22 protein-coding genes are annotated in these 24,139 nt (G+C 65.4%); 5 read left to right on the top strand and 17 right to left on the bottom strand.

Annotated elements, in window-relative coordinates:
• Positions 1–89: 89 nt before the first annotated feature.
• The 3 genes from ACUSIJ_RS23495 to ACUSIJ_RS23505 are packed head-to-tail and all read left to right on the top strand — an operon-like array spanning position 90 to position 3,107.
• Complete coding sequence (locus tag ACUSIJ_RS23495) at positions 90–539, top strand: tripartite tricarboxylate transporter TctB family protein (RefSeq protein ID WP_449310848.1); 450 nt, start codon at positions 90–92, stop codon at positions 537–539.
• Entirely contained in the window at positions 536–2,068 is a 1,533-nt protein-coding gene (locus ACUSIJ_RS23500; protein ID WP_449310849.1) for a tripartite tricarboxylate transporter permease, read from the top strand. Before ACUSIJ_RS23495 ends, ACUSIJ_RS23500 begins: the two co-directional genes overlap by 4 nt.
• A 58-nt stretch (positions 2,069–2,126) precedes the next feature.
• Positions 2,127–3,107 (top strand): Bug family tripartite tricarboxylate transporter substrate binding protein, encoded by a 981-nt coding sequence (locus ACUSIJ_RS23505; protein WP_449310850.1) that lies wholly within the window; start codon positions 2,127–2,129, stop codon positions 3,105–3,107.
• Positions 3,108–3,376: 269 nt separating this feature from the next.
• On the opposite strand, the gene ACUSIJ_RS23510 is transcribed toward ACUSIJ_RS23505, so the two are convergent.
• The 3 genes from ACUSIJ_RS23510 to ACUSIJ_RS23520 are packed head-to-tail and all read right to left on the bottom strand — an operon-like array spanning position 3,377 to position 5,152.
• Entirely contained in the window at positions 3,377–4,192 is an 816-nt protein-coding gene (locus ACUSIJ_RS23510; protein WP_449310851.1) for an FAD binding domain-containing protein, read from the bottom strand.
• Positions 4,193–4,208: 16 nt separating this feature from the next.
• The gene (locus ACUSIJ_RS23515) at positions 4,209–4,691 is read right to left on the bottom strand and encodes a (2Fe-2S)-binding protein (RefSeq protein WP_449310852.1); all 483 of its coding nucleotides are present in this window, start codon (positions 4,689–4,691) and stop codon (positions 4,209–4,211) included.
• Positions 4,688–5,152: an SRPBCC family protein gene (locus tag ACUSIJ_RS23520; RefSeq protein WP_449310853.1), complete on the bottom strand. Its 465-nt coding sequence runs from the start codon at positions 5,150–5,152 to the stop codon at positions 4,688–4,690. The genes ACUSIJ_RS23515 and ACUSIJ_RS23520 overlap by 4 nt, the downstream gene beginning before the upstream one ends.
• 482 nt (positions 5,153–5,634) lie before the next feature.
• On the opposite strand from ACUSIJ_RS23520, the gene ACUSIJ_RS23525 reads away from it, so the two are divergent.
• Entirely contained in the window at positions 5,635–6,600 is a 966-nt protein-coding gene (locus tag ACUSIJ_RS23525; protein ID WP_449310854.1) for a D-2-hydroxyacid dehydrogenase family protein, read from the top strand.
• A gap of 103 nt (positions 6,601–6,703) precedes the next feature.
• On the opposite strand, the gene ACUSIJ_RS23530 is transcribed toward ACUSIJ_RS23525, so the two are convergent.
• The 13 genes from ACUSIJ_RS23530 to ACUSIJ_RS23590 all read right to left on the bottom strand — a co-directional run bounded on the left by ACUSIJ_RS23530 (position 6,704) and on the right by ACUSIJ_RS23590 (position 19,487).
• Positions 6,704–8,101, bottom strand: coding sequence for an MmgE/PrpD family protein (locus ACUSIJ_RS23530; RefSeq protein ID WP_449310855.1), 1,398 nt, complete (start codon positions 8,099–8,101; stop codon positions 6,704–6,706).
• Positions 8,102–8,151: 50 nt separating this feature from the next.
• Positions 8,152–9,057 (bottom strand): NAD(P)-dependent oxidoreductase, encoded by a 906-nt coding sequence (locus ACUSIJ_RS23535; protein WP_449310856.1) that lies wholly within the window; start codon positions 9,055–9,057, stop codon positions 8,152–8,154.
• Positions 9,058–9,103: 46 nt separating this feature from the next.
• Positions 9,104–10,006 carry an SMP-30/gluconolactonase/LRE family protein gene (locus ACUSIJ_RS23540; RefSeq protein WP_449310857.1) on the bottom strand — a complete coding sequence of 301 codons (903 nt, stop codon included), beginning with the start codon at positions 10,004–10,006 and terminating at the stop codon, positions 9,104–9,106.
• The gene (locus tag ACUSIJ_RS23545; RefSeq protein WP_449310858.1) at positions 10,003–10,410 is read right to left on the bottom strand and encodes a Zn-ribbon domain-containing OB-fold protein; all 408 of its coding nucleotides are present in this window, start codon (positions 10,408–10,410) and stop codon (positions 10,003–10,005) included. Before ACUSIJ_RS23545 ends, ACUSIJ_RS23540 begins: the two co-directional genes overlap by 4 nt.
• Positions 10,410–11,624: a thiolase family protein gene (locus tag ACUSIJ_RS23550; protein WP_449310859.1), complete on the bottom strand. Its 1,215-nt coding sequence runs from the start codon at positions 11,622–11,624 to the stop codon at positions 10,410–10,412. The genes ACUSIJ_RS23545 and ACUSIJ_RS23550 overlap by 1 nt, the downstream gene beginning before the upstream one ends.
• A gap of 29 nt (positions 11,625–11,653) precedes the next feature.
• Positions 11,654–12,907: a CaiB/BaiF CoA transferase family protein gene (locus ACUSIJ_RS23555; RefSeq protein ID WP_449310860.1), complete on the bottom strand. Its 1,254-nt coding sequence runs from the start codon at positions 12,905–12,907 to the stop codon at positions 11,654–11,656.
• Positions 12,908–12,943: 36 nt separating this feature from the next.
• Complete coding sequence (locus ACUSIJ_RS23560) at positions 12,944–14,128, bottom strand: CaiB/BaiF CoA transferase family protein (RefSeq protein ID WP_449310861.1); 1,185 nt, start codon at positions 14,126–14,128, stop codon at positions 12,944–12,946.
• Positions 14,129–14,135: 7 nt separating this feature from the next.
• Entirely contained in the window at positions 14,136–14,648 is a 513-nt protein-coding gene (locus ACUSIJ_RS23565) for a Zn-ribbon domain-containing OB-fold protein (protein WP_449310862.1), read from the bottom strand.
• Positions 14,645–15,814, bottom strand: a complete 1,170-nt coding sequence (locus tag ACUSIJ_RS23570; protein WP_449310863.1) for a thiolase family protein — start codon at positions 15,812–15,814, stop codon at positions 14,645–14,647. Before ACUSIJ_RS23570 ends, ACUSIJ_RS23565 begins: the two co-directional genes overlap by 4 nt.
• Positions 15,811–16,821: a hypothetical protein gene (locus tag ACUSIJ_RS23575; RefSeq protein ID WP_449310864.1), complete on the bottom strand. Its 1,011-nt coding sequence runs from the start codon at positions 16,819–16,821 to the stop codon at positions 15,811–15,813. Before ACUSIJ_RS23575 ends, ACUSIJ_RS23570 begins: the two co-directional genes overlap by 4 nt.
• Positions 16,818–17,276: a hypothetical protein gene (locus tag ACUSIJ_RS23580; protein WP_449310865.1), complete on the bottom strand. Its 459-nt coding sequence runs from the start codon at positions 17,274–17,276 to the stop codon at positions 16,818–16,820. Before ACUSIJ_RS23580 ends, ACUSIJ_RS23575 begins: the two co-directional genes overlap by 4 nt.
• A 248-nt stretch (positions 17,277–17,524) precedes the next feature.
• Positions 17,525–18,304, bottom strand: coding sequence for an enoyl-CoA hydratase/isomerase family protein (locus tag ACUSIJ_RS23585; protein WP_449310866.1), 780 nt, complete (start codon positions 18,302–18,304; stop codon positions 17,525–17,527).
• Between the two features lie 25 nt (positions 18,305–18,329).
• Entirely contained in the window at positions 18,330–19,487 is a 1,158-nt protein-coding gene (locus ACUSIJ_RS23590; RefSeq protein ID WP_449310867.1) for an acyl-CoA dehydrogenase family protein, read from the bottom strand.
• A gap of 221 nt (positions 19,488–19,708) precedes the next feature.
• Here ACUSIJ_RS23590 and ACUSIJ_RS23595 point away from each other — a divergent pair, with 221 nt between their 5' ends.
• Positions 19,709–21,895, top strand: a complete 2,187-nt coding sequence (locus tag ACUSIJ_RS23595) for a CaiB/BaiF CoA transferase family protein (protein ID WP_449310868.1) — start codon at positions 19,709–19,711, stop codon at positions 21,893–21,895.
• Between the two features lie 152 nt (positions 21,896–22,047).
• Here ACUSIJ_RS23595 and ACUSIJ_RS23600 read toward each other — a convergent pair whose 3' ends face one another.
• A complete protein-coding gene (locus tag ACUSIJ_RS23600) occupies positions 22,048–23,715 on the bottom strand; it encodes a GMC family oxidoreductase (protein ID WP_449310869.1) in 1,668 nt (555 codons plus the stop codon).
• Positions 23,716–24,139 lie beyond the last annotated feature (424 nt).

The raw sequence follows: 24,139 nt of genomic DNA on the forward strand, positions 1-24,139 counted from the left end.
CTCGAGAACACTAAAAGCTGCGGTGTCGGTGCTCCGTTTCAGACTGTGATGGAACGTGCCGGCCAGTGACGCAGCAACGGGGAGGAACGATGCAGCAGCGAGACTATACAGATGTCATCGCCGGAGGCGTACTCGCGCTCCTGGGTGGCGCAATCAGCCTCTACGCAATTCTCCTGTTTCCGGTCGGCACGGTTCGGCAGATGGGGCCCGGTATGTTCCCGGCTGCCCTTGGGGCAATCCTTGCATTGCTTGGCCTCAGCATCGCCGCCCCGGCGTGGTTCCGAAGCGGAGAGCTGCCGGAGATCGCATGGAAGCCGCTGATCGTGGTCTTCCTGTCCATCGCGGCCTTCACGATCCTGCTCGAGCCCTTCGGCGTCGTGCCTGCCGTCATTGTCCTGACCATAGGAGCCGTGCTGGCGGACGACGAGATCGGCGTTGTCGGCTGCCTTCTGCTGGCGGCCGGAATGTCTATCACCACGGTCATACTGTTCCAGCACATTCTGGGCGTTCCCTTCCAGGCATTTCGGTGGCCGCTGTGAGCATCTTCAACGATCTGGCTGCAAATATCGCGATTGGGCTGAGCACTATCCTCACCCCGGAGGCATTTTTCTACTGCTTCCTGGGCGTGCTCCTGGGACAGCTCGTGGGGGTGCTGCCCGGTATCGGCACACTGGTGGCGATCTCGCTGCTCTTTCCCTTCACCTTTCACCTGGACCCGACGTCCGCCCTGATCATGCTGGCCGGCATCTACTACGGGACGGCCTATGGCGGCTCGACGACGTCGATCCTGCTGAACGTTCCGGGCCAGGCGTCGAGCGCGGTGACGTGCCTCGACGGCTATCCGATGGCCAAGCAGGGCAGGGCGGGCATCGCCTTGTTCATGACGACGGTTGCCTCCTTCATTGGCGCGAGCGTCGGCATCCTGCTGATGATGCTCTTTTCCCCGGTGATTGCCGAGAACGCATTGCGGTTCGGCCCCTGGGAGTATTTCTCGCTGATGATGCTCGGCCTCGTCGCGGCGTCGACCCTCGGCAGTGGCACGCCGATCAAAGGTATCGCCATGGTCGTGCTTGGCGTGACGCTCGGTCTGGTCGGCATCGATGTCAACAGCGGACAGGCGCGGTTTACCTTCAACTATATGCCGCTCTACGACGGAATCAGCCTCGCATCGATCGTGATGGGGCTCTTCGGCGTCCCGGAGGTGATCGCCACGATCCGCGACGTCAAGAACGAGAAGTTCGTCACGCGCCATATCAGCTACAGCTCGATGATTCCGACCCGCGACGACGTGAAGCGCTCGTGGGGACCGATGTTCCGGGGAACCACGGTCGGCTCCTTCTTCGGGACCCTGCCCGGTACAGGTGGCCTCGTCGCCTCCTTCATGGCTTACGCCATCGAGAAGAGGGTGACCAAGGAGCCGGGTCGATTTGGCAAGGGCGCCATCGAGGGTGTGATCGCGCCTGAGGCAGCCAACAACGCGGCCGACCAGACCTCATTCATCCCGACGATGACGCTCGGCATACCCGGCAGCGCGACCATGGCGATCGTGCTCGGCGTGCTCATCATCCACGGGCTGACACCGGGACCTCGCCTCGTGCTTGACCATCCGGAGCTCTTCTGGGGCCTGGTCATGAGCTTCTGGATCGGCAACGTGATGCTGGTCCTGCTGAATATTCCCCTCATCGGAATCTGGGTGAAGGTGCTGTCGATCCCGTATCACTATCTTTATCCGATGATTCTCGTCTTCGTCTGCACGGGCGCATTCTTTGTCGAGAACAGCAGTTTCGACGTCTGGCAGGTGCTGTTCTTCGCGATGGTCGGTTATTTCATGCGCCTCTTTGGCTTGTCGGCTGCGCCGCTCATCCTCGGCTTCATCCTGGGGCCGATGATGGAGGAGCATCTTCGCCGCGCGCTGTTGCTGTCGCGGGGCAGCTTTACGACCTTCGTCGAGCGTCCGATCAGCGCCATCACCCTGGGACTGACGCTGACGCTGCTGATCTGGATGACGGTCGGCTACGTCAGGTCGTCACGCAAGCGCATGAACGTCGTCGCGGCGGGCAGCAATTAAAGCGGGGTAACCGACTGCCTCGTCCGTCTAAAAAATATAAACAGGGAGGAAATGCTCAATGATGAGATCTTTTGGAATGCTTGCTGCGCTGGGGCTCGGTGCAGGCGTGGTGCTCACCGGCATGGGGGCGTCGGCGCAAGAATGGCCCTCGCGGGGGATCACGATCATCGTGCCGTTTGCCGCGGGCGGCGGTGCCGATCCGGTGGCGCGCTCTGTGGCCGACGCTCTCCAGCAGGGGCTGGGCCAGCCGGTGATCGTGGACTTCCGCCCGGGAGCGAACGGGATGATCGGCGCCAATCTCGTAGCCAAGGCTCCGGCGGACGGCCACACGCTGCTCGTCACCTCGCCGGCGCCGCTCGTCAACGTGAAGTTCGGCACGAGCCCCCCCTACGATCCGGACGCCGACCTCGTCCCGGTCGCGCAGATCGCGGACGCGCCGTACACTGTGATGAGAAGCGCGAAGTTCGAGCCGGATACGCTGCAGGCGCTGGTCGACTATGCAAAGGCCAATCCCGGCAAGGTCAATGTCGGGGTCTCCGGGCTGGGCGGTCTTTCACATCTATCCGTGGTGATCCTTCAGGAGGCGACGGGGATCGAGTTGACGCCGATCCCCTATGGCGGCGTGGGGGAGCGCGTGGCGGACCTGATGGCGGGGGTGATCGACATCTCCACCGGCATCGGGGCGAGCGGCTTTCAGGCCGGCATTCAGGACGGCAGCCTGAAACCGCTCGTCGTGATGGGCGATACGCGTGTGCCGGAACTGCCCGATACGCCGACGGTCGTCGAGGCCGACTACCCGGACGCGATCTCCAGCGGCTGGTACATGCTTGCCGCTCCGTCCGGCGTGTCGCCGGAGATCGTGACACGGCTGAACGAGGTGGTGGTGGAGTATCTAAACCGCCCTGACGTGCAGGACCGCTTCGTCAAGTTCGGCAACATGGTGAAGACGGGGACGCCGGAGGAGGCCAAGGCACTGATCGATCGTGAATCGACGGTTCTGAAGGACCTCGTCGACCGCGGCGTCTTCACCGTCCAGTAGCCGAGACAACAACAGGGGGGACTCGAAGCGCCGCCCCTTTTTCCGTTCAAGATTCGGTGCGTCAGTCCGGCTGCTGGAACATCCGCCTGCGCACCGTATTCTTCGACAGCCCCGTGAGTCGGGATATTCCCGGATCGAGAGATGATCCCGGTCATGCCGGCGTCGGATGACGTTCAGTAACGCCATGTCGATCACTTCGCCGCCCCCCCCCGCGCATGACGCGTGAGGTGGAATGAAAACATGCGTCGGTTCTCGATGGAAATCAGTAGTCAGGGCTTTACCGTCACCACGCCGATGTTCTCGACGGCCCTGCGGGCCATAACGGAGACGAGATGGGCTCTATATGACGGATGTGCATGCATATCGCCCATCATCGCGTTGGGGTCGACGGCGAGGCCGGAGAGGGCCTCTGCCTCGAAGCGACGGGAGAGTGCTTCCTCCGCCTGCGTCCAGCGGAAGACGCCGTCCACGCCCGCTCCCGTCACCGCCACGCGCACGCCATGCTCGAAACGCGCGACGAACACGGCTGCCATCGCGTAGCGCGAGACCGGATTGCGGAACTTCGCGTATCCCGCCTGCAGGGGTCTGCGGAAGGCGATGCGGACGATGATCTCACCTTCCTCCAGCGCCGTGGAATAGAGGCCGGCGAAGAAGTCGTCCGCTCCGATCCTGCGGCGGTCCGTTTCGATCGATGCGTCGAGCGCCAGGACCGCGGCGGGATAGTCCGCAGCCGGATCGTTGTTGGCGACTGAGCCGCCCAGCGTGCCGAGATGGCGCACATGGACGTCGCCGATCGATCCGGCGAGGCCAGCGAGGACGGAGATCGCAGTCCCGACATCTTTGGAATGCGCAACCTCGTCATGCGTCGCCGCCGCGCCGACCGTCACGTGGGTCTCGCTCATCACGATACCATGGAGCTCGGGGATCCGGCGCAGATCGATCAGGTTGGCAGGCGCCGCCAGGCGCCCCTTCATCGCTGGGATCAGCGTGTGCCCGCCGGAAAGGTAGGCCGGTTCGTCCGTCGAGGAAAAGAGGCTGACGGCCTCGCTCAGCGTGCCGGGCGTATGGTAAGTCATCTTGTACATCGCGTGTTCCCTCGTGTCACGCGGCCCGGTGCGCGCGGTGCTTCTCCGCAGCCGAGATGATCGCGCGGACGATGTTGTGATAGCCGGTGCATCGGCAGATATTGCCTTCCAGCTCATTCCGTATGGTATGCTCGTCAAGATCGCCGTCGTGGCGACGGATCATGTCGACGGCCGTCATGATCATGCCGGGCGTGCAGTAGCCGCACTGCAGGCCGTGATACTCCTGGAATGCCGCCTGCACGGCATGTAGGCCCGCTCCGCCGGCAAGACCCTCGATGGTCTTCACCGTGGCACCTTGCGCCGACACCGCGAGCACCGTGCAGGATTTCACCGAGACGCCGTTCATGATGACGACGCAGGCTCCGCATTGGGAGGTGTCGCAGCCGATATGGGTACCGGTTAGCCCGAGATGCTCGCGGATAAAATGGACGAGAAGAGTGCGATCCTCCACCTCGCAGGTGAAGATCTCGCCGTTCACCTCAAGCGTGACGGACGTCATGAGTCAGCTCCTTCGGCGGCTCGCGCCTCGGCTTTCTGCCGAAAGCATGCGAAGAACAAGTCTGCCATCTTGCGCGCCGTCGTGTCGATGAGGCGCCCGCCGAGCTGAGCCAGCTTGCCGCCGACCTGCGCGTCCACCTCGTAGGAGAGGAGCGTCTCGTCCCCCACGCCGGTCAGTCGGACGCGCGCTCCGCCCTTCGCGAAACCTGCGATCCCGCCCTTTCCCTCGCCGGTGATGACATAGCCCTCATGGGCGACGACCTCCGCGAAGCTGACGGTACCGTTGAACGTCGCCCGCACCGGCCCGATCTTCGTCGTCACGGTCGCCGTGAGCCCTTCGTCGAGACTACCTTCGAGCGCCTGGCACCCGGGGATGCATTCCTTAAGGACCAAGGGATCGTTCAAGGTTGCCCAGACTATCTCCTTTGACGCAGCAATCCGCTGCTCGCCGTTCATATTCATGGCGCTTCAAATCCTCCTCTGTTCCCCCAGCCGATCGCTGGCCATATGGCGGCGGTCATGCGACAACGACACAGCGCGAATAATGTATAATATCATACTGAATGTGGAAAGCGCGCCTTCCTTCGACGTGCAGATGCGCGCACGGGATTCCCGGTTTGTCGCCCACGAACGCTGCTGCCGCGTGAACAGCCATCGGTCGGAGGGAGAACGAAAGACACGCTTCGTTGAAGCTGCAAAGCAGCCACGAATCGTGGATCGAAGCCGGCAGGAAGCCAGCCCTGATCGATATCCTACGAACGATATCTCTTGCTCATGACCGGATTGAATCATCATCTCAGAATTCCGTCCAGAAAGATACTCGGACAGGCCCCCAGGCATATATCGATCAAGCGAGCCCACGGTATCGACGCGACACGTGCTCACTCTTTCCAAAGACTATAATGATATGTCAAAATGAACGCTGCTATTGTTGGGAGAAACTGATGACGAGGATAGCGGTAATAGACGACTGGCAGACAGCCGCGCGTCAGAGCGCTGATTGGGCGCCGCTGGAGAAGCGCGCCGAAATACGGTTTTTCTCAGAGCCCTTCGCGGACGAGGATGCCGCCGCCGAGGCGCTCGGGGATTTCGAAATCGTGATGACGATGCGCGAGCGTACTCCTTTTCCGGAAAGCCTCATCGCGCGTCTCCCGAAACTGCGTCTGCTGACGATCACCGGCCCGCGCAATCTCTCGCTCGATCAGGCGGCCCTGCGGGCACGGGGCATCGTCGCCTGCAAGACCGGCTTTGGCGAAGGCGCCGATACCGCGGCCGCCGAACTCGCCCTCGGCCTCATGCTGGCGGCGGCCCGCAGCATTCCGGTCGGCGACGCTGCCATGCGCGAGGGGCGTTTCCAGTCGGGCGTTCCGCTCGGTTTCGTGCTGCGCAACCGCACGATTGGCCTGATCGGCCTCGGCCGGCTCGGCACCGCCATGGCCAGAAGCTGCCTTGCGTTGGGAATGCGGGTGTTTGCATGGAGCCCCAACCTCACGAACGAGAGAGCCGAGGCCGCCGGGGTGAAAAGGGCCGAGAAGGGGGAATTGCTGGCGCGCTCGGACGTCGTCAGTCTTCACATGGTCCTCGCCCCCTCCACCCGGAACATCCTGGGGCGCAAGGATCTCGAACGGATGAAGCCGGGGGCGATCCTCGTGAACACCTCGCGTGGGCCGCTGGTCGACGAGGAGGCCGTGGCCGAACTTGCGGACAGCGGCCGGATCTTTGCGGCGCTCGACGTCTATGACGAGGAACCGCTGGCGCCCGGCCATCCGCTGCGCCGTGCGCGAAACACCGTGCTTCTCCCGCATGTAGGCTTCTGCGTGCGCGAGAATTTTGAGGCCTTCTATCGGCAGTCGGTGGAGAACGTCGTGGCCTTCCTCGACGGCAAGCCGATCCGCCTGCTCGAGGGCTGAGGGCCTTTGCGGTCGATGGGGTTCTCCTTTCGACCGCCTCGCCTGAACGAACGGGATGGGCGTACACAGCCCGGTCGCCCGTCCGCAGCCTTGGCGTGCGACGTCAGATCACGAACAGAGGCGGGATCTCGGCGGCATCGTCGACCGCGTCCAGTCGCCACAGCCGGTCCAGCGCCGCCCGCGCGCGCCGCGTGCCAATGTGGTCCGCGGCGAGGGTCATGAACTTCGCCTCGATCTGCCCGGGGTGCATGGGCTTGCCCATGTCCTCGTGGTCGGGCCCTCCGGCGACCCCGACGACGGTCTCGCCGCTCTTCGTGCGCACGACGACGCGGGTGTGGTGCTCGCGCGGATGGCGCTCGTAGGCCTCGGTAAAGGCCTCGTTCTCGACGACCTCGATCTTCTGGATGAGGGCGCGCAATTCCGGATTCCAAAGCCGGTCGTCCTTGAACTGGCGGGGACCGACCTTGCCGTCGCAAAGGGCTGCCGCCACCACGTAGGGGATGCTGTGATCCGCGGTCTCCCGGCTCGTCGGATTCCAGCGCTGCTCACCGGTGCCAACCCCGTTCTTGGCGTAGGCGTAGGTTTCAACGACGACACTGTCGACGTCGGGCGCCCGCACCCGCCGAGCCGCGTCCTCGGCCGCAAAGATCGACGAGATGGTCACGGCGCAGGAGGCGCGCGGCTTGATCAGCGAGTCGCGGATCCGGTAGGGCCCCTGGCGCGCGTCGAGGCCGCCGACCTCGTAGGCATTGCGCGCGACATGCTGGTTCCAGCCGGCGGTGCCGGCGAAGGGGAGGTGGGGGCCCTGAAGTCCCGCATGTGCCATCAGGGCGGCAGAAACGCCGGCCTTTCCGCCCTGGCCGGCTGCCGCTGCCTTCCACATCGAAAGCTGGTTGCGCCGCGACTGGTTCAGCGGGTTGTTGGCCACCGTACAGATCGACACCGCCTGCCGGATCGTGTCCCGGTCGAGGCCGAGGATACGGCCGGCGCCTGCTGCGACGCTCAGACCAGCCAGCCCGGCCGGGTCGAAGCCGGTGATCTTCACGACGTCCGACATGCCGAGATAGATCTCGTAGGCGACGACGACGGCTGTGAGGAATTCCCGGCCGCTCGCGTGAACATGCTCGGCCACGGCGAGGATCGGCAGGATCGCATCGCTCGGATGCGCGCCGCCCGCTCTGCGCGACATATAGACGTCGTTCCACTCGGCCTCGCGCGAGGTTGTGGCGTTGACGAAGGCGGCAAGTTCCGGGCTGGTCCGCTCGCGCGTTCCGATGATGGTCGCGCCGCCCGGCGCGGGAAGACCCGCCGCATAGGCCCTGGCAGCACGCGCGGTTTCCGAGAAGAAGCCGGTATAAGTGGCCGCGAAGGTGTCTATAATGCGGGTCTTGGCAGCCTCCACGTCGTCCGCCGCCAGCGCCTCGAAGGTGAGTTCGGAGGCGAAGCTCGCAATGCGGTCCTGAAGCTCGTCTGTCGGCATCGCCATGAAACTGTCGTCCATGTTCTCCGTCCTTCCTGGAGCGCGCGGGGCCAGGGCGGGCGCCGTCAATCTCACGCGCTGTTCTTGCCCTTGACGATCACCCCGTCCCCGGCGCGCGCCTCGAGAAACTCGATGATGCGCATGGTCTCCTTGTCGTAGCCGGCGGCAATGGCGTCGCGATACACTTCCTGGAGCCGCGGTGCGATATAGGGCCGGATGCCGAGTTTCTCGGCCTGCCCGGTGAAGAGGGCGAGGTCCTTGACGCCCGTTTGGATCTTGCCTCCGAACTTGCGAGTCAGGATGTTTTCCGGGATCTTTTGCATGGTCGCGACGTTGCGGCCGGTGCTCACATTGATGAAATCGAGCAGCGCCTCGACGTCGAGGCCGGCCTTGGCCCCCATGACCATTCCTTCGAATGCGGCGATCGTGCCGGTGGTCGACAGCATGTTGTTGATGAGCTTGGCGATCTGCGCCGGCCCCGGCCGGTCCGCCACGTGGAAGATGTGCCGCGCGTAGGTCTCCATCGCCGGGCGGGCGCGGTCGAGCGCGAAGCGGTCGCCCGCGGCGACGACCGAAAGCGTCCCCGCCTCAGCGCCGGGAATGCCGCCGCTGATCGGCGCGTCAAGAAATGCGATCCCGGTCGGCGAGAAGCCGTCGGCGATCTGCGTCATGTAATCCGGCCCGATGGTCGAGCATTCGAGATAGACAGCGATCGCGCTGCCGCCGATCACGCCGTCATCGTCAAAGGCGACGGCGAGGCTCGCCTCGGGAGAGGGGATGCAGGCGAAGACGATCTCGGCGCGGTCTGCGACCTCCTTCGGCGAAGCGGCTACAGGGATGCCCTTTGCCCGGAAAGCGTCAAGCGCCGCCTCAGCCACGTCATAGACAACCAGCGGGAAGCCCGCCTCGTGGATGCGCAGGGCCATCGGCTTTCCCATGCGGCCAAGCCCTATGAAGCCAATCCTGTCCATCGTCATGCGGTTTCCTCCGCCAAGTGGATCATGGGCGAGAGCCTCGTGCCGTTCAGCCTGCGAAGCGCGGCTCGGGAAGGCCGGGCACGTCGACCTCGATGGAGAAGAGGCAGCCGGCCAGCGGCTGGGCGGAGCGCTGCTCCGGGGAGAGCCCTTCGTGCATGGTGGTAATGAAGAGCGTCTTCAGGTCGCGCCCGCCAAACATGACGCTGGACGGGCGCGAGACCGGCATCGCGATCGCTCCCGTCTCCCGTCCCTTGGCGTCGAAGCGAACGATGCGCGCGGCCCCGATCTCGGCAATCCAGAGGTTTCCCTCTGCGTCCACCGTGCAGCCGTCCGGCCTTCCTGGCCTCCCGGTGAAGTCGATGAAGACGCGCCTGTTGGCGATCTCGCCCTTTTCGATGTCGAAATCGTAGGCGTAGACGAGGCCCGAGCGGGAATCGTGATGATACATCACGCGGTCGTCGGGGCTGAAGGAGATGCCGTTAGACACGACGAAACCTTGGGCCATGCGGCGAACCGACAGATCGGGATCAATGCGGTAGAGCGCGCCGGCGGGCTCCGTCCTCTTGCGATGCATCGTGCCCGTCCAAAAGCGGCCCGCGCGATCGCACGCCCCGTCGTTGAAGCGCTCCACCGCGAGGTCTGCGCCCGTCGACTCGATGGCTTGCTCCTCGCCGGTGTCGAGGTCCACCAGTGCGAGCTTGTTACGATAGGCCATGATGAGGCCCCCGCCCGCGCGGAAGGCGTAGGAGCCGGGGTAGTGGGGGAGGGCGTAGATCCTTGCCTCCTCCGGCGAGGATGGGTCGCGCGAGAACAGCTTCTTCCCGTCGCAGTCAACCCACCAGATCCGCCCCTCGTGCGGATCCCAGACCGGAGCTTCGCCGAGCGTGGCGACCGGCTGGGCGTAGTGGCGCAGGGTGGGCGACGCGCCTTCGGCCCCGACCCCGCTCATGATCCCACCGCTGCCGGGGCGAGGGTGAAGCGTGGTATCCGGTAGCCGTCCGGATGGTCCGCGTAGACGACCCGGACGGTGCGGTCGATCGCAAGGTCCGCGACCTCGTCCTCAGCGATGTTCGTGATGAATATCTCGCCTTCGTCCAGCATCGCGGCGACGACGGTGGTCGGCACCGGATAGGCCGGCAGATACTGCTTGTGATAAGTGGTCCAGGACAGCACCTTGCCCTTCCCGGCGATCGGCTCCCACGTCGATTCGACCGAGAGGCACGTCGGGCAGCAGGCTCCCGGCGGATAGCGGTACGCCCCGCATTCGCTGCAGCGCTGGATGCGAATCTGTCCCTTGGAGATGCTTTTCCACAGGGGCTCGTCGAATGGCGAGTAGAAGCGTGGGCCGGTCATCAGTCGACTCCGTAGATGATAGAGTACACGCGGCCGACGACGTCGGAGATGTACTGAATGTGACGGGCGTTCGGGACGTTGAGGCCGGCCTCGCCGCGAAGCTGCCGCACGGCCTCGATCTGGTGCGACCAGCCCTGCATGTAGCTTTCGGAGAGATGGCCGCCATGGGTGTTGATCGGCAGGCCGCCGCCCGGACCGATGCCGGTCTCGCGCATGAAGTGTCCGCTCTCGCCGATGCCACAGAAACCGAAGCCTTCGAGCGCGAACGGGACGTGGCAGCTGAAGCTGTCGTAGACGAGCAGCGCATCCATGTCCTTCGGGCCGAGACCCGTGGAGTTGTAGACGGCGTCGGCAACGTGGCGGTGGCCGGTATGGTAGAAGTCCAGAAGCCGCGGTCGCAGCGTGGACGATCCGCCGTGGAGGTCGTAGCGCGAAGCGGTGCGGATCGTCACCGGCTTGCGTCCCTGCCGTTTGGCGCGGCTCTTCTCCATGACGATCAGCGCGACCCCGCCGTCGTTGATCAGGCAGTAGTCGTGCAGATGCAGCGGCGCGGCGATGTAGGGCGAGGCGAGGTAGTCCTCGATGCCGAGCGGCTTGTCCCGCATGATCGCTGCGGGATTGTGGGAGGCCCAGGCCCGCTGACCGACCGCGACCTGGCCGAGATCGCGCTCGCTCGCCCCGGTCAACTCCATGTGTCGGCGCTGCATCAGTGCGTAGAGCGCGCCCTGCGAGGTCAGCCCGAAGGGCGCATGATAGACGTAGGAGAGGTTCGAGCCGCCGCCCATCGCCTGCGGCCCGCCGTATTGGACCTTGGCGGAGCGCTGATTATTACCATAGACGAGCGCGACGACCTCGCACATGCCGGATTGCACGGCCATCATCGCGGCGACGATCGCCTGGCTCGAATCCGCCTGCATTCCCCAGCGCGGCGCCAGGCCGTAGAGCTCGCTGGCACGCTCGTAGGATATTGTGGTGCCAACGATCAGCCCGTCGACCTGGTCCTTGCCGATGCCGGCGTCTTCCAGCGCGCGCCGGAAGGCGATGGCTCCGTATCCATAGGAATCGCTCGGCCTTTTGCCTTCGCGCACCGACTGGTAGTCGGCACGCCAGTCGCTGTGCCCGATGCCGACGACGGCCGACACGTCGTTCAGCGAGCGATCGAGAGCGGGCGCGTGGTCCGGTGCCGGCCGCAGCATCGTGTGAGGTGGGCTCATTTCGCTCTCCCGCCCTTCCGCAGCCTCCATCACTCCAGCGCCCCCGCTTCGCGAACGCGGTCGATCTCGGCCGCGCTCATCCCGAGCATTTCGCTGAGCACGCGGTCGGTATGCTCCCCGAGCAGCGGCGCGCAGGCGATCCGGCCAGGTGTCTTGGAGAGCGTACTGGGCGAGCCGTTGTAGACGACGGGACCCATGACAGGGTGCTCGACGGTGACGAGATTGCCGCGCGCGGCAAGCTGCTCGTCGCGTTCAACGAGGTCCTTCGCGTTCTGAACCACCCCCGCGGGCACCCCGCTCTCCTGGAGGCGTTGCATCAGGTCGAAGGCGTCTTGCTCGCGCGTCCAGGCGACCATCATCTCTTTCAGCCGAACCTTGTCGGCGACGCGCTTGGCGTTGTCCGCAAAGGCACTGTCGCCGGCGAAAGCCTGCGAGTTCGCAACCCCGCACAGCGCCTGCCATTGCTCGTCCGTCGTGACCGATATGGCCAGCCACGCGTCGCCGCGGCAGGGGAAGAGCCCGTAAGGAACGAAGTCGGGATTCTCGTTGCCGAGGGGCCTCGGATTCTGGCGGGTCAGACTGTAGCCGACAATGCTCGGTCCAAGGAGATTCATGGTCGACTCGAGCTGCGCGACCTCGATGTACTGGCCCTTGCCCGTGCGTCGGCGATAGAGGAGGGCGCCCATGACGGCCACCAGCGCATGGCCGGGATTGACCGAATGGTCGGGGTAGTTCGTGCCGGGTCCGATCAGGGTGCCATCGTCGTAGCCCGTCACGCCGTAGATGCCCGACAGGACGTTGAGGGTGTGGCCAACTCCGCTGTAGGTGCCCTGTGGCCCGCCGGCGCCCTGAAGGGGCATGCCGACATAGATGAGGTCCGGTCGCAGGGCGCTGAGCACATCGTGGCCGATGCCCAGCCGATCGAGCACGCCGGCCCGAAAATTGTTCATCACAATGTCGCAGCTCGGCGCGAGCCGCTTGATGATGTCTACCGCCTCCGGCTTCTTCAGATTTAATGTCAGGCTGAGTTTGCTGGAATTGCGATTGGTGAAGTAGGCGCTTCGATCGGGGTCCTTGATACCGCCGGCATAGGGCCCCATCGTCCTCGGAAAGTCCGGGTGGGTCCTCGTCTCGATCTTGATGACCTCCGCGCCGTAGTCGGCCATTGCCTTGGTCGCGAAGGGACCTGCGCCTCCGATCGTAAAGTCGAGGACCCGGATGCCGGCGAGCGGCAGACGGCTGCGGTTCTCGTTGTCGGCCTGGACGGTGCTCTGGATGTTCACGGCGCTGCCTCCTCGATTGGTGGGGGCGGGATCGGCCTAGCGGAGCTCGGCGAATACCGCGTCGTTGTCAGCGCCCGGCGCGCGCACGGGGCCGGGCTGGCGGCGGGGCGTCTCCGACATGCGGAAGGCGGGCCCGGGCCATGTCGCCTGCTTCTCGCCGATCGGCTGGTCGACGAACCAGTTAAGGAACTTGAGCTGCGGGTTGTTAAACAGATCGCTGATCTCGCTCATGGGCGCCGAAAGGACGTTTCGGCCCTGAAGCTCGGTGTAGTTCTCGTACTTGCTCTTGTCCTTCGTCAGCGCGCTGATGAGGCGCGTCGCCACCTCCCGCGCTTCCGGCGTACGGCGGAAGGCCTGATCCTGCCATTTCGGATCGTCGAGTTCCTCGGTGCCCGGAATACCTGCCGCCTTCAGCGTCTTGACGAGGTTGAACCAGCTCCGCGTGATCATGTTCATATTGGCGTAGACGAAAATCTCGCCGTCGGTGGCCGGGAACATGCCGATCCCCGCCTCGTCGCTGCGCGGAAGGCGACTGCGCACGCGCCCTTCCGTGGTATAGACCTGGACGGCGCTCTCCAGCGTGTGGGCGATCGCCTCGTGAACGGACACATCGACATGCTGTCCTTCACCGTGGAGCTGGGCATGCCACAGCGCGATCAGGATGCCGGACGCGGCGTGCAGGCCCGCGATGAAGCAGCTCTGCTCGCCGTAGAGCTTCAGGGGTTCGCGCTCTGGCAGGCCGCTTAGCGTCATGAACCCGCCCATCGCCTGGCTGATCAGATCGTCCGCCTTCCAGGTTCGCCGCGGGCCGGTGGAACCAAAGGCGGTGATCGACGCCCAGACGAGGGCCGGCCGGTCGGCGGCGAAGCTCTCGTAATCGAGGCCGAGTTCCGCGAGGCGGCCGGGCGTCTCGCTCTCCACCACGATGTCGGCTGTGGCGACAAGCTTGCGGAACAGCCCGGCTCCCTCGGGCGTGTCGATGTCCAGCGTCACCGAACGCTTGTTCGTGTTCATGTAGGCGTAGAAGGCGCTGATGCCGGTCTCGCCGTCAATCGGCGGCACGCGGCGCATGACGTCGCCGGCGGTCGGCTCGATGCGGATGACCTCGGCGCCGAGATCGCAAAGCATCTTCGTGGCGTAGACCGCGTTGGTATCGGTCATATCGATGACGCGGATACCTTCCAGGGCGCCCGGCGTCAGAGTGTTGGTGTTAAGCGTCATGGTTCCCTCACTCCGCCAATTCAAACCAGATGTCCGACCAGTCGCCGACCGGCTCGTTCTTGAAGATCACGCGGCAGCGGGCGCCGATGAGGGCGAGGCAGTTCTCGGGGCTTATGTCGGCGTTGCGCAGGTAGCCGCCCGTCGCTGTGCTGGCGCCGTCGAGCTGGACGAAGACGATGAGATACGGCGGTGGCGGCCCGCTCCACCGCGTGTTCGAGATGGTCAGCGTGCGGATGATGCCGCCGGGTCCGACGTCGACCAGCCTGTCGGTCGGTTTGAACGTGATCTCGCAATAGCTCTGGGGCGGGAAGATCACCCGCGAGCCGTCGGCAACCCGCGCGCCGAGCAGACGCTTTTCCCGAAAACTCTCGAACATGCGCGCAATCATCGGGTCCGGCCGATAGAACTGCGGCACGTCCCAATTGGCGTCGACGAAGACGATCCCCTCGGGATCGGGCCGCTTGGGTCGGGCGGAGCGGGCCGTTTCCTCGTGCCGCTCCACGGAAGGCGCTTCAGTCATGCCACAAGGACCCCCACCTCGTGAGTCTGGAACGCGCCGGCGATGGCGGAGACGGCGGCGCGCGGCCGGCGCAGCGCGACCTGCCGTTCGCCGGCCTCGCCGCGCAGTTGCGTGGTCGCCTCAATGACGCGGATGAGCCCCGTCGAACTGATCGGGCTGCCGCATGTCGCGCCGCCGGAAGGATTAACCGGCAGGCCGGAATCGTGATGGAATTCGCCGGCCTTCACGAGCTCGGCCGCGTTGCCGCCCTTGTTGAGCCGGAGCGCTTCGATGCTGAGCAATTCCAGGATGCCGAACGAGGCATAGACTTCCGCCAGCCCGATCTCCTCGGCGGCGTCCTGGATGCCTGCGCCCGCATAGGCCCGCTGCGCCGCCACGGCGAGATCCGCGCCGTCGAAGTAGGCGTCCGACCCCGGCGTCATGCGCGATCCGACGAACCGGCCGCCCGCGAACGACCCGAATCCGACCGCACGCACCGCCCGGCGGCCCGTTTGCACCGGTACGTCCCCGACGAGGACGGCGGCCGCCCCGCTCGATCGCGGCGAACTGTCGAGACGCTTCATCGGCCAGGTCATCACCGGTGAGTTGAGCACATCGTCCACAGAAATGGCCTGGCGAAGCTGCGCGTAAGGGTTGCGCACGCCGTTGCCACGGTTCTTGACGACCACCTCTGCCATCACCTCCTCGCCAACACCGTGGCGCGCCATGTAGACGGACATCTGGCTCGCCGCAGAGACGATCGCGTTGCGCACCACCTGCTTGTCGGTAAAGGGATCGTGGAGCTGCCCGAGCGCCCCGGTGAGGCTCGGCACCTCATCGGCGAGGTCAGCGGCCACGACGAGCACGCGTTTCTTTCGGCCCGATGCGACATAGCCGCAGGCGAGGCGGAACGCGGCGAGGCCAGAAGCCGCCAGCACGTGGACGCGACCGAGAAACCGGCTAGCGCCGGGCAGGCCGTCGATACCCCAATATTGCGGTTCATCGATCCCCAGCGGCGTCGTGGGCGACATCGCGAGGATCAGCCCGTCGACATCGCGGGCCTCGACCTCGGCGTCGGCGATGGCCTCATAGGAAACCCGGCCCAGAAGGTCCGCATAGGTCGTATCGGGCAGCCGGGTGCGCATCGGTACCTGCGCGGTTCCCAGCACGTGGACGGCGGGGGTCATGGCCGCGCTCCCTTTTCGAGAACGATTGCGGTGACGTGCTGGCCAATCGGGCCGGCAAGATCAAGGACGAGCGCCGTGGCCGGCTCTTTCACCGCGGCAAGACGGCCGTATGCCTCGGCGAGCTGGCGAAGAGCCGTCGCGGCGCCGAAATAGGAGACAGCCCCTCCGCCGGACGCATTGATCTGCCGTCCGTCCGCGTCGCTGTCGAGCGCCGTGAGCGCGCGTTGCTCGGCGACCGGGGTCGGGGCGGCGGCCTCGATCAGTATAGGCGTAGATCCGGCCGTCGGCCCGGCATCGCCGTGGCGCAGAAGCCGAAGGACCTCGCCGACCCACTCGGCGGGATCGAGACGCTCGTCATGGGGAGAATAGGGGCGCGAAACGCTTGCGAAATCGCGGATTGCGACGCCTTCCGCGCCCTTCTCGGCGCGACGCAGGACAATCGCCACCGCGCCGTCGCAAAAGCCGGTGCGGGCCCAGACCGGTGCCGCCCCGGTCGGTGCAGGGGTGTCGCCCCAGACCCTCGCCATCATTTCCCGCGCGTAGTCGTCGAGCGAGGCTTCGTCTTTGCCGGCCGACAGTTCCTGGGCCTGAAGAGCGGCGACGACGCGCGGAGACGCGCCGATCCGCCGGGCGTGGAACGGGTCCGCCTGATTGCGACGCGGATCGCAGCTTCCGTATTTCGTCGCGGCGCCCCAGCCGACGAGAATCAGGTTCTCGGCCTCGCCTGCCTCGATCTGCGTGACCGCCGCCGCGAGCCCGTGTCCGGCAGAGGACGGCAGATTCAGGAAGCGCCGGCCGTAGCCTCCAGCAAGCTCGGCCCGGCCGGGTACGGAGATGCCATCGAGCGTGTCGCCCGCCACGGTGACGACCGAATCGATCTCTTCGAGGACAAGCCCGCTCTGCTCGAGAGCGCAAAGCACGGTACGCCGGATCGTGGCGTCGAGAGTGTCGGGGAAGGGCCGGGCAACGGTCGTGCTGCAACCGGAGATGAATGCCTGATTCCTCACCGTGCCGCTCCCTCGCCCTCGTTCGACTGGAACCAGAAGTCGGGACCATCAGCCTCGCCGGACTCCCGGAAGCGGACTTCGAGCGGCATGCCCCGGCGAAGCGTCGCATCCGCGCCGGACAGGCGAAGCGGAGCGAAGATCGGTGCCTCAGCTCCGTCCAGACGAACCCGTGCGAGAACGAAGCCTTCCAGCAGCGCCTCACCCGAATCGGCCACCCAATCCGGCGGCGCGAAGGAGAGAAGCTCGGCGCCCGGTCCGACATCAACCCACTCGCCCTCGCTACCAAAATCCTTCGGTGGCACGCTTACACGCCCGGGATTGAAGGTCTTCCAGCCGACAAGCCGACCCTCCTCGCGAATCTTGGTCAGGTAGATACTGCCGAGCCGTCCGGCCGAATGTCTGAACACCGGCTGCCACCGGTCCGCAAGCGGGCGATCTTGTCCCACTGCCGCCATCCCTGTCTCCTCCCGACAAGCGTTACAGGAAAGATAATTAGTTATAACATTATTCTTAACTGGGTCTATGTGGCCTGTCAATCGTGAGCTGTACTGCGGTGCCGCAAGAGGCGCGGAAAACTGGCCAATTTCAAAGGCTTGAAAGCGCCAGGAAGGTGCCTCCCGTTTTCGGACGACACCGGGCAGCGCTGTTCTGCCACGCATGCCCGTGCCAACCAGCGCTTCGTCTTCATCGTACGGGCGCGGGATCAGCGGCCCTGGAAGTTCGGCTTGCGTCGCTCCAGGAACGCCGCCATGCCCTCGGCCCGGTCGCTCGTTCCCGTCAGGGTAGCGCCGAGCTTCTGCTCGAGGTCGAGCGAGGAAGCAAGATCCCTTTCCATCCCTTGCCGGACGGCTTGCTTGAGCGTGGCGAGGCTGAGAGGAGCGCGCTCGCCGTATATCGCGACCATCCTCAATGCCTCGTCGAGCGCTGCGCCCCGTGCCGCCTTGCGGTTGATCAGCCCGATTCGATACGCTTCATCGACGTCGATCGGTTCGGCGGAGAAGAGAAGCTCGAAAGCGCGGGCCATGCCGACGATGCGGGGGAGGCGCTGCGTGCCCCCGAAGCCGGGAATCGTACCGAGCTTCGCGCTGGTGATTCCGAATGTCGCGCCTTCGCCCCCGACGCGCAGGTCGCAGGTCAGCGCGAGTTCCAGCCCCCCGGTGAGGCAGGGGCCCTCGATCGCGGCAACGACAGGCCGTTTCAGCCCTTCTATGGTGTCCGTCAGCCGGCGCAGGGCGGCCTTCGCTTCCTCGCGCTCGGCTGGCGAACTGGCCGATGCTTCCTTGAGGTCGCGTCCCGACGAGAAAAAGTCGCTGCCGCCGGTCAGGACGACGCATCGAACGGACGGATCGTCCTCGGCCTCGCGGAGCACGGCCTCCATCTCGATCATCATGCGATGGTTGACGGCGTTCCGGCGCTCCGGCCGGTTCATCGTGACGACCCGGGTCGGGCCGTGCGTTTCGGTCAAGAGCGTTTCCACGTTCACCGATCGTCTCCTCCTGAGGGTAGCGTCAGCGGATCGCGGAAATGCCCGTGATCTCGCGCCCCTCGATCAGCGTCATGATCTGATTGGTGCCGTCGGGGATCGGCAGCATGCGGATGTCGCGGTAGAGTTCCTCCAGGCCGAGCTCCACGCTGATGCCCATTGCCCCGTGCACTTCCATGCAAAGTGATACCGCTCGGGTGCAGGCGGCGATCGCGTAGCGCTTGGCCATGGCCGAGAGATGGACCTTGTCCGGCTCGTCGTTGTCGATCGCCTGCATCGCCTTGTAGCAAAGGAGCCGGCTCGTCATGACGGCGGCCGCCGAGTCGGCGAGAAGCTCCTGTACAAGCTGGAAGCTGCCGATCTTTCGCCCGAACATCTCGCGCATTCCGGCATATTCGGTGGCCGCATCCAGCGCGCGCTGCGCCATGCCGACGGCCGTCAGGCCGAGCGCCGGGCGCTGAAGCATCCATGTGGTCTGGAGAACACGGGAGGCCGTTCCCTCGGCGCCGATCACGTTGCGGCCGGGCACCCGGCAGTTCTCGAAGATCGCCTCTCCGAGCGCGCCCTGCTTGAGCCCGAGCGTCGGCGTCTTCGAGGTGTAGAAGGGAGAAACCTCCTGGTCGACCACGAACCAGAGCAGCCGGTTATGGCCCTTCTCGTTCTTTCCGATCGAGGCGGCAGTCAGCATGATGTCGCAGTTGAAGGCGCCGCTGACCCACATCTTGTGGCCGTTGACAATCCAGTCGTCCCCGTCCCGCACAGCCCGTGTCTTGGCGCCCCTCGCGTCGGAGCCCGAGCCGGGCTCCGTCGTCCCGGAGGCGCCGAGAATGTCGCCGGCGATGAGGGCCGGCACGAAGCGCTCGACCTGCTCCTCGTTGCCGCCCATGCAGATGCGCAGGGCGGGCCCTTCCTGTCCGCCCATGCCGAAGCTGACCGAGGCAGGCATCATCTCGCGTATGAGGCCGTATTCGAACGCCGACATGCCGGCGCCGCCGAACTTCTCGGGAATGCGGCAGGACGTGAGGCCGTGGGCCGCGCCGACCTTGACGATGGCGCGACGCTCCTCCTTTGGCAGCGGCTTGAACGGGTCGTTACGTCTGAGGATCGGCATGACGTCCCGATCCACCATCTGCTTGACCGACTCCTGGAGCATGCGATGCTCGCTGGTCAGTTTGAAATCCATCCCCTCACTCTCCAGCCTTGACCGACATCGGGCAGCGCGTTCCCTCATGCGGGACCGCTGTGGCAGCGTCGCTGCGTTTGGAAAACCCTTGGGACACAGAACGATAGCGCGGCGCGCTGCCATGCGAACAGACAAGGGCCCTTGGCACTGATTAGGTATAACATTATTATCATATGAAGAAGGCGTCAAGCCGAACCGGTTCGGCCATGCAGGAGGGCAGTATGAAGGAAGCGATGTCGCTGGAAGGCGTGAACGTTGTGGAGATCGGAGTACGGGGCGCGGCCGCCGTCTGCGGGTCGCTGCTTGCGCAGCTGGGTGCGAAGGTGATCCTTGTCGAGCACGACGGGCAATCGCCGAAGGCCGGCCATCGCACGCAGTACGCGGCCGGAAAACTGAGCTGGCGATTCGACCGGAACGACGCCGGGGACCGCGCGCTTTTCGCCGGCCTGTGCGCCCGCAGCGACATCGTCATCACCTCGAGCGACGTCGACCCCGAATGGTTGCATGTGCCTGATGCCGCGTCGCCCGCCAACATCGTCTGCGACATCACGGCTTTCGGCATGAGCGGTCCGTTGGCCGGACGGCCGCTGAGCGAGCTCGGCGTGCAGGCGATCTCCGGGATCATGGACACGACCGGGTTCCCGGACGGCCCACCGGTGCCGATCCGTGTTCCGATCGTCGACGTCATCGCCGGCACCTATGCTTCGAGCGCCGTCATCGCCGCGCACAGGGTGCGGCGCCGACACAAGGTCGGCCAGCTCGTGGACATCGCCTTGTTCGACGGGGCCTTCGCCGCACTTCGCTCTTTCCTGTCGACCGTGCTGACTAGCGACGTGTCCGAAAAATCGCGGCTCGGCAACCGTCATCCCACCGTGCGGCCCTGGAATGCCTACCGCTCGAGCGACGGTTACGTCCTCATCTGTGCCGGCAACACGTTCGCGATGTTCGAGCGGCTGTGCCAGCTCGTCGGACGGCCGGACATCGCGCCAAAATATAAGACCCAGCCGTCGCGTGTGGCAGGCACGCCCGAGATCGATCCGGTGATCGAGGACTGGACGCGGCGGCACACCACGGCCGAATGCGTGGCGCGGCTTCTGGAGGTTGGCGTCGTCGCCGGCCCGATCGTCCCGATGGACGACTACCCCCAGGAGGAGAATCTCTCCTTTCGCGGCATGATCCGGACCGTGCCGGACGCGGACGGACGCGAGGTCTTCGTGCCCGGCTCTCCGTTGCGCATGAGCGCGACGCCCGGTCTCACGCCAGCGCGCGTGCCGCCGGTCGACGGCGACCGGGCGACGGTGGAGAAGATCGCGGCCGGCATGATGAAGCGGGCGGAGGCCGGCAACGCGCCGACTGGCGTACGGCCGTTGCAGGGCGTGCGGATCATCGAGTTCGGTCAATACACGACGGCGCCGATGTGCGCCCGCGAGTTGGCGCATCTCGGGGCGGAAGTCATCAAGATCGAGCAGCCGGGCGCCAAAGAAACGCGTTCCGGCGCCGCCATCTCCTTCCGGATGAACAACGCTGACAAGAGGACGATGGTGATCGACCTCAACGACGCGTTCGACATCGAGGTGTTGAAGCGTCTGATCGCCACAGCCGACGTGCTGGTGGAGAATCTGAAGCCGGGCACGCTGGAGAAGTTCGGCCTGAGCGCGGATGCGATCCGGGCGATCAATCCGCGGCTGATCTATTGCCCGATCAGCGGCTTCGGCATCGATTCGCTGTATCCGCGACGGCCGGCCTTCGACATGGTGATCACCGCCATGGCCGGCTTTATGACCGTGCTGAGCGCGGACGGCGTGCCGCTGAAGTCGGGAATATCGACGGCCGACTTCATGGGCGCGCTGATGGCGATGGTCGCCATCCTCGCGGCGCTCGAACATGCCGAGCGGACGGGCGAGGGGCAGCTCGTCGACCTGTCCATGCAGGACATCTCGGCCTGGCTCACGCAGACCACATGGAACGGAGCGCTGGAAGGGCGCATCGAGCCGGCCGTGGTCGAGGCGCTCGACGGCTACGTCCTCGTTGAAGCGGGGAGGGCGGCTCTGGAGGAGGCGCTGCGTGTGCCGGGCGACGACGACCTCGACCCTTCGGCTCTCGCTCGCCTGGAGCGAACCGCCCTGGTGGCCGCTCTCAATGATCGGGGACTGGAGGCGGTGCCAGTGCAGACGGTGCGCGAGGCCTCGGCCATGCCGCATGCGATCGAGCGCAGGCTGTGGTTCAGGATGCGCGATGGCGAAGCGGAGATGCCGATGCTCGGCAGTCCGCTTCGCCTGACCAGGACTCCGCCGACGGTCACGCATCTAGCCCTGCCGATGAACCACGACCGCGCAGCGATCCTGCGCGAACTGGGCTTCAGCACGGACCGGGAGGAGCAGGGGCGGGGAGCGCAGGCGGCCGGGTGAACATCGGACGGCGCTGGTGGCGGCGCCCACGCTGTCGCTCCGCCACCTCTTTCAGGAGCTCGGCCCCGCCAGCGGCCCGACCCCCGAACCGTCGCGCTTCACACGGATCTTCGCGTTGTCACCAACAACGCGCTTCACTCCCACAAGCACTTTCATGTCAGAGCTCCGGGCAGGGTAGCGGTGTCCCAAGCCGGGCGCACCGTGGGCGGGGCCGGCTCGCTCCAGCTCTTCAGGATGAGGTCCGAGGCCTTCTCGCCGATCATCGTCGTTGGCGCGTTGATGTTGCCGGTCGTGACGACCGGCATCACCGATGCGTCGGCGACCCGCAGTCCTTCCAGTCCGACAACCCGGAGGCTCGGATCGACGACCGCCATCCGGTCCGTGCCGATCCGGCATGTGCCGGCCGGATGGTAGGCTGTGTGGCCCGTGGCGCGGATATAGGCCTCGATATCCTCGTCCGACTGGACCTGCGTTCCCGGAAAGACCTCCTTCTGCACGAAGGGCTGCAATGCCGGCGCCGCGAAGATTCGCCGGCCGAGCCGGAGTCCGGCCTTCAGCGTCTCTAGATCCTCCGGGGCGGTCAAATAGCCTGGCGAGATCGACGGATGCTCGTCGATGTCGGCCGATTTCGCCCGCAGCCGCCCCCGGCTTCGAGGCTTGGCCGCGCTGATCGAGAAGCGGATGCCTTTGAGCGTCTCTATACCTATCAGCTCGCGCTTGGACGCGCTGGAGCGCGGGAATATGCCCGGCATGAAGAGGAACTGGAGGTCCGGCACGGCAAGCTGCGGCCGGCTCTTGGCGAAGATGGTGACGGTCGTCGAGCCGAAGGTCAGCGGGCCGGAGGCAAAGAGCAGCCATTGCATCACTGCCGGCCCGAGGCGCCAGCTGCCGACGAAATCGTTCAGTGTCAGGACGTTCATCGTCGTGGTGGCGAGCGTGCAGGCATAGTGGTCGCTGAGGTTCTCGCCGACGCCGGGAAGATTGTGCACAAGGGGAACCCCGATCGATCGCAGATGCTCCGGTGCCCCGACGCCCGAGACTTGCAGGAGGTGAGGCGAGCCGATCGATCCGGCGCAGAGAACGACTTCCCGTCGTGCCCGGATCGTCGCCTCCTCGCCCCCCCTGCGCACGACCGCCCCGACGCAGCGGCGGCCCTCGAAGAGAAGGCGCCGCGCCATGGAATCGATCTCGACGCGCAGGTTCGCCCGCGCCATCGCCGGTTTCAGGAATGCGCGTGCGCTCGATGCGCGGAAACGGCCGTCGCGGGCCATCTGGGAATAGCCGACGCCCTCTCCGGTGGCCGCGTTGAGGTCTGGAAAGAGGGTGAAGCCGGTCTCCTGAGCCGCCTTTGCCAGATGGTGCGTGATCGGGAGGATCGTGCGGTAGGGCTCGATCTTCAGCGGGCCGTCGCGACCGCGGAACCTGTCCGAACCGCCCTCGAAACGTTCCATCGACTTGAAGAACGGCAGCACCTCCTCGAACGACCACCCCTGCGCGCCGGAAGCAGCCCAATCGTCGAAGTCCGACGGAAGGCCGCGGACGAAGTTCATGCCGTTGATCGAGCTGCTGCCGCCAAGAACCTTGCCGCGCGTCCACTGGAAGTCACGGTTGGCCGTCTCCCCGTGCCGCTCGGTCACGAAACGCCAGTCGTAGGTGTGATGACCTCTGAGCTTCAGGGCAGCCGCAGGAATCCGCAGCTTGTAGTCGCGATCCCGGCCCCCGGCCTCGATGAGCACGACCTGCGCCCCGCTGCCCGACAGCCTGTTGGCGAGGACGCAGCCGGCCGAGCCGGCACCGATGATGAGATAGTCCGTTTCCATGATTGCCTCGGAGCTGGATCCATCCGGCCGTCGCGCGGAGACACCGGGAAGAGATATGAGTGTGAAATAATATTTTGATATAATGTTATAGTCAATGTTGCGATCCATTGAGCGTTGCGATCAGGTCGTGTTCCTCCTGCAGGCCGAGCCCAAGCCTGCGACGCTGACCCGGGGACCCAAGTGTCGTGTACTCCCTCGTGTACTCCCTGTTGTCCTCCCCCGAGTGTGACGGAAGCCTGCGTGGTCAGTTTGCTTATTTGCTTCAAAGAGTATATTGTTATTATGAATCGGGCAGGCCAGCAGGTGTGTAGCATGGTACCCGGTTGGCAATATCGCGCGTCACACGATGCGCAGGCTCATCACATCTGTATCGTCCCGCCGACAGGAGGGTTCCGGGCAGGATTGGCGCCATTCCCGCTCCGAA

It is taken from the genome of Pseudochelatococcus sp. B33 (assembly GCF_053570585.1).

What these genes read in the sequence shown, in the direction of transcription:
- ACUSIJ_RS23510 (WP_449310851.1), bottom strand. Translation starts at nt 4,192, where the DNA reads ATGTACAAGATGACTTACCATACGCCCGGCACGCTGAGCGAGGCCGTC.
- ACUSIJ_RS23570 (WP_449310863.1), bottom strand. Translation starts at nt 15,814, where the DNA reads ATGACCCCCGCCGTCCACGTGCTGGGAACCGCGCAGGTACCGATGCGC.
- ACUSIJ_RS23505 (WP_449310850.1), top strand. Translation starts at nt 2,127, where the DNA reads ATGATGAGATCTTTTGGAATGCTTGCTGCGCTGGGGCTCGGTGCAGGC.
- ACUSIJ_RS23515 (WP_449310852.1), bottom strand. Translation starts at nt 4,691, where the DNA reads ATGACGTCCGTCACGCTTGAGGTGAACGGCGAGATCTTCACCTGCGAG.
- ACUSIJ_RS23600 (WP_449310869.1), bottom strand. Translation starts at nt 23,715, where the DNA reads ATGGAAACGGACTATCTCATCATCGGTGCCGGCTCGGCCGGCTGCGTC.
- ACUSIJ_RS23530 (WP_449310855.1), bottom strand. Translation starts at nt 8,101, where the DNA reads ATGGACGACAGTTTCATGGCGATGCCGACAGACGAGCTTCAGGACCGC.
- ACUSIJ_RS23545 (WP_449310858.1), bottom strand. Translation starts at nt 10,410, where the DNA reads ATGACCGGCCCACGCTTCTACTCGCCATTCGACGAGCCCCTGTGGAAA.
- ACUSIJ_RS23495 (WP_449310848.1), top strand. Translation starts at nt 90, where the DNA reads ATGCAGCAGCGAGACTATACAGATGTCATCGCCGGAGGCGTACTCGCG.
- ACUSIJ_RS23535 (WP_449310856.1), bottom strand. Translation starts at nt 9,057, where the DNA reads ATGACGATGGACAGGATTGGCTTCATAGGGCTTGGCCGCATGGGAAAG.
- ACUSIJ_RS23580 (WP_449310865.1), bottom strand. Translation starts at nt 17,276, where the DNA reads ATGGCGGCAGTGGGACAAGATCGCCCGCTTGCGGACCGGTGGCAGCCG.
- ACUSIJ_RS23560 (WP_449310861.1), bottom strand. Translation starts at nt 14,128, where the DNA reads ATGACGCTTAACACCAACACTCTGACGCCGGGCGCCCTGGAAGGTATC.
- ACUSIJ_RS23590 (WP_449310867.1), bottom strand. Translation starts at nt 19,487, where the DNA reads ATGGATTTCAAACTGACCAGCGAGCATCGCATGCTCCAGGAGTCGGTC.
- ACUSIJ_RS23565 (WP_449310862.1), bottom strand. Translation starts at nt 14,648, where the DNA reads ATGACTGAAGCGCCTTCCGTGGAGCGGCACGAGGAAACGGCCCGCTCC.
- ACUSIJ_RS23550 (WP_449310859.1), bottom strand. Translation starts at nt 11,624, where the DNA reads ATGAGCCCACCTCACACGATGCTGCGGCCGGCACCGGACCACGCGCCC.
- ACUSIJ_RS23540 (WP_449310857.1), bottom strand. Translation starts at nt 10,006, where the DNA reads ATGAGCGGGGTCGGGGCCGAAGGCGCGTCGCCCACCCTGCGCCACTAC.
- ACUSIJ_RS23525 (WP_449310854.1), top strand. Translation starts at nt 5,635, where the DNA reads ATGACGAGGATAGCGGTAATAGACGACTGGCAGACAGCCGCGCGTCAG.
- ACUSIJ_RS23595 (WP_449310868.1), top strand. Translation starts at nt 19,709, where the DNA reads ATGAAGGAAGCGATGTCGCTGGAAGGCGTGAACGTTGTGGAGATCGGA.
- ACUSIJ_RS23520 (WP_449310853.1), bottom strand. Translation starts at nt 5,152, where the DNA reads ATGAATATGAACGGCGAGCAGCGGATTGCTGCGTCAAAGGAGATAGTC.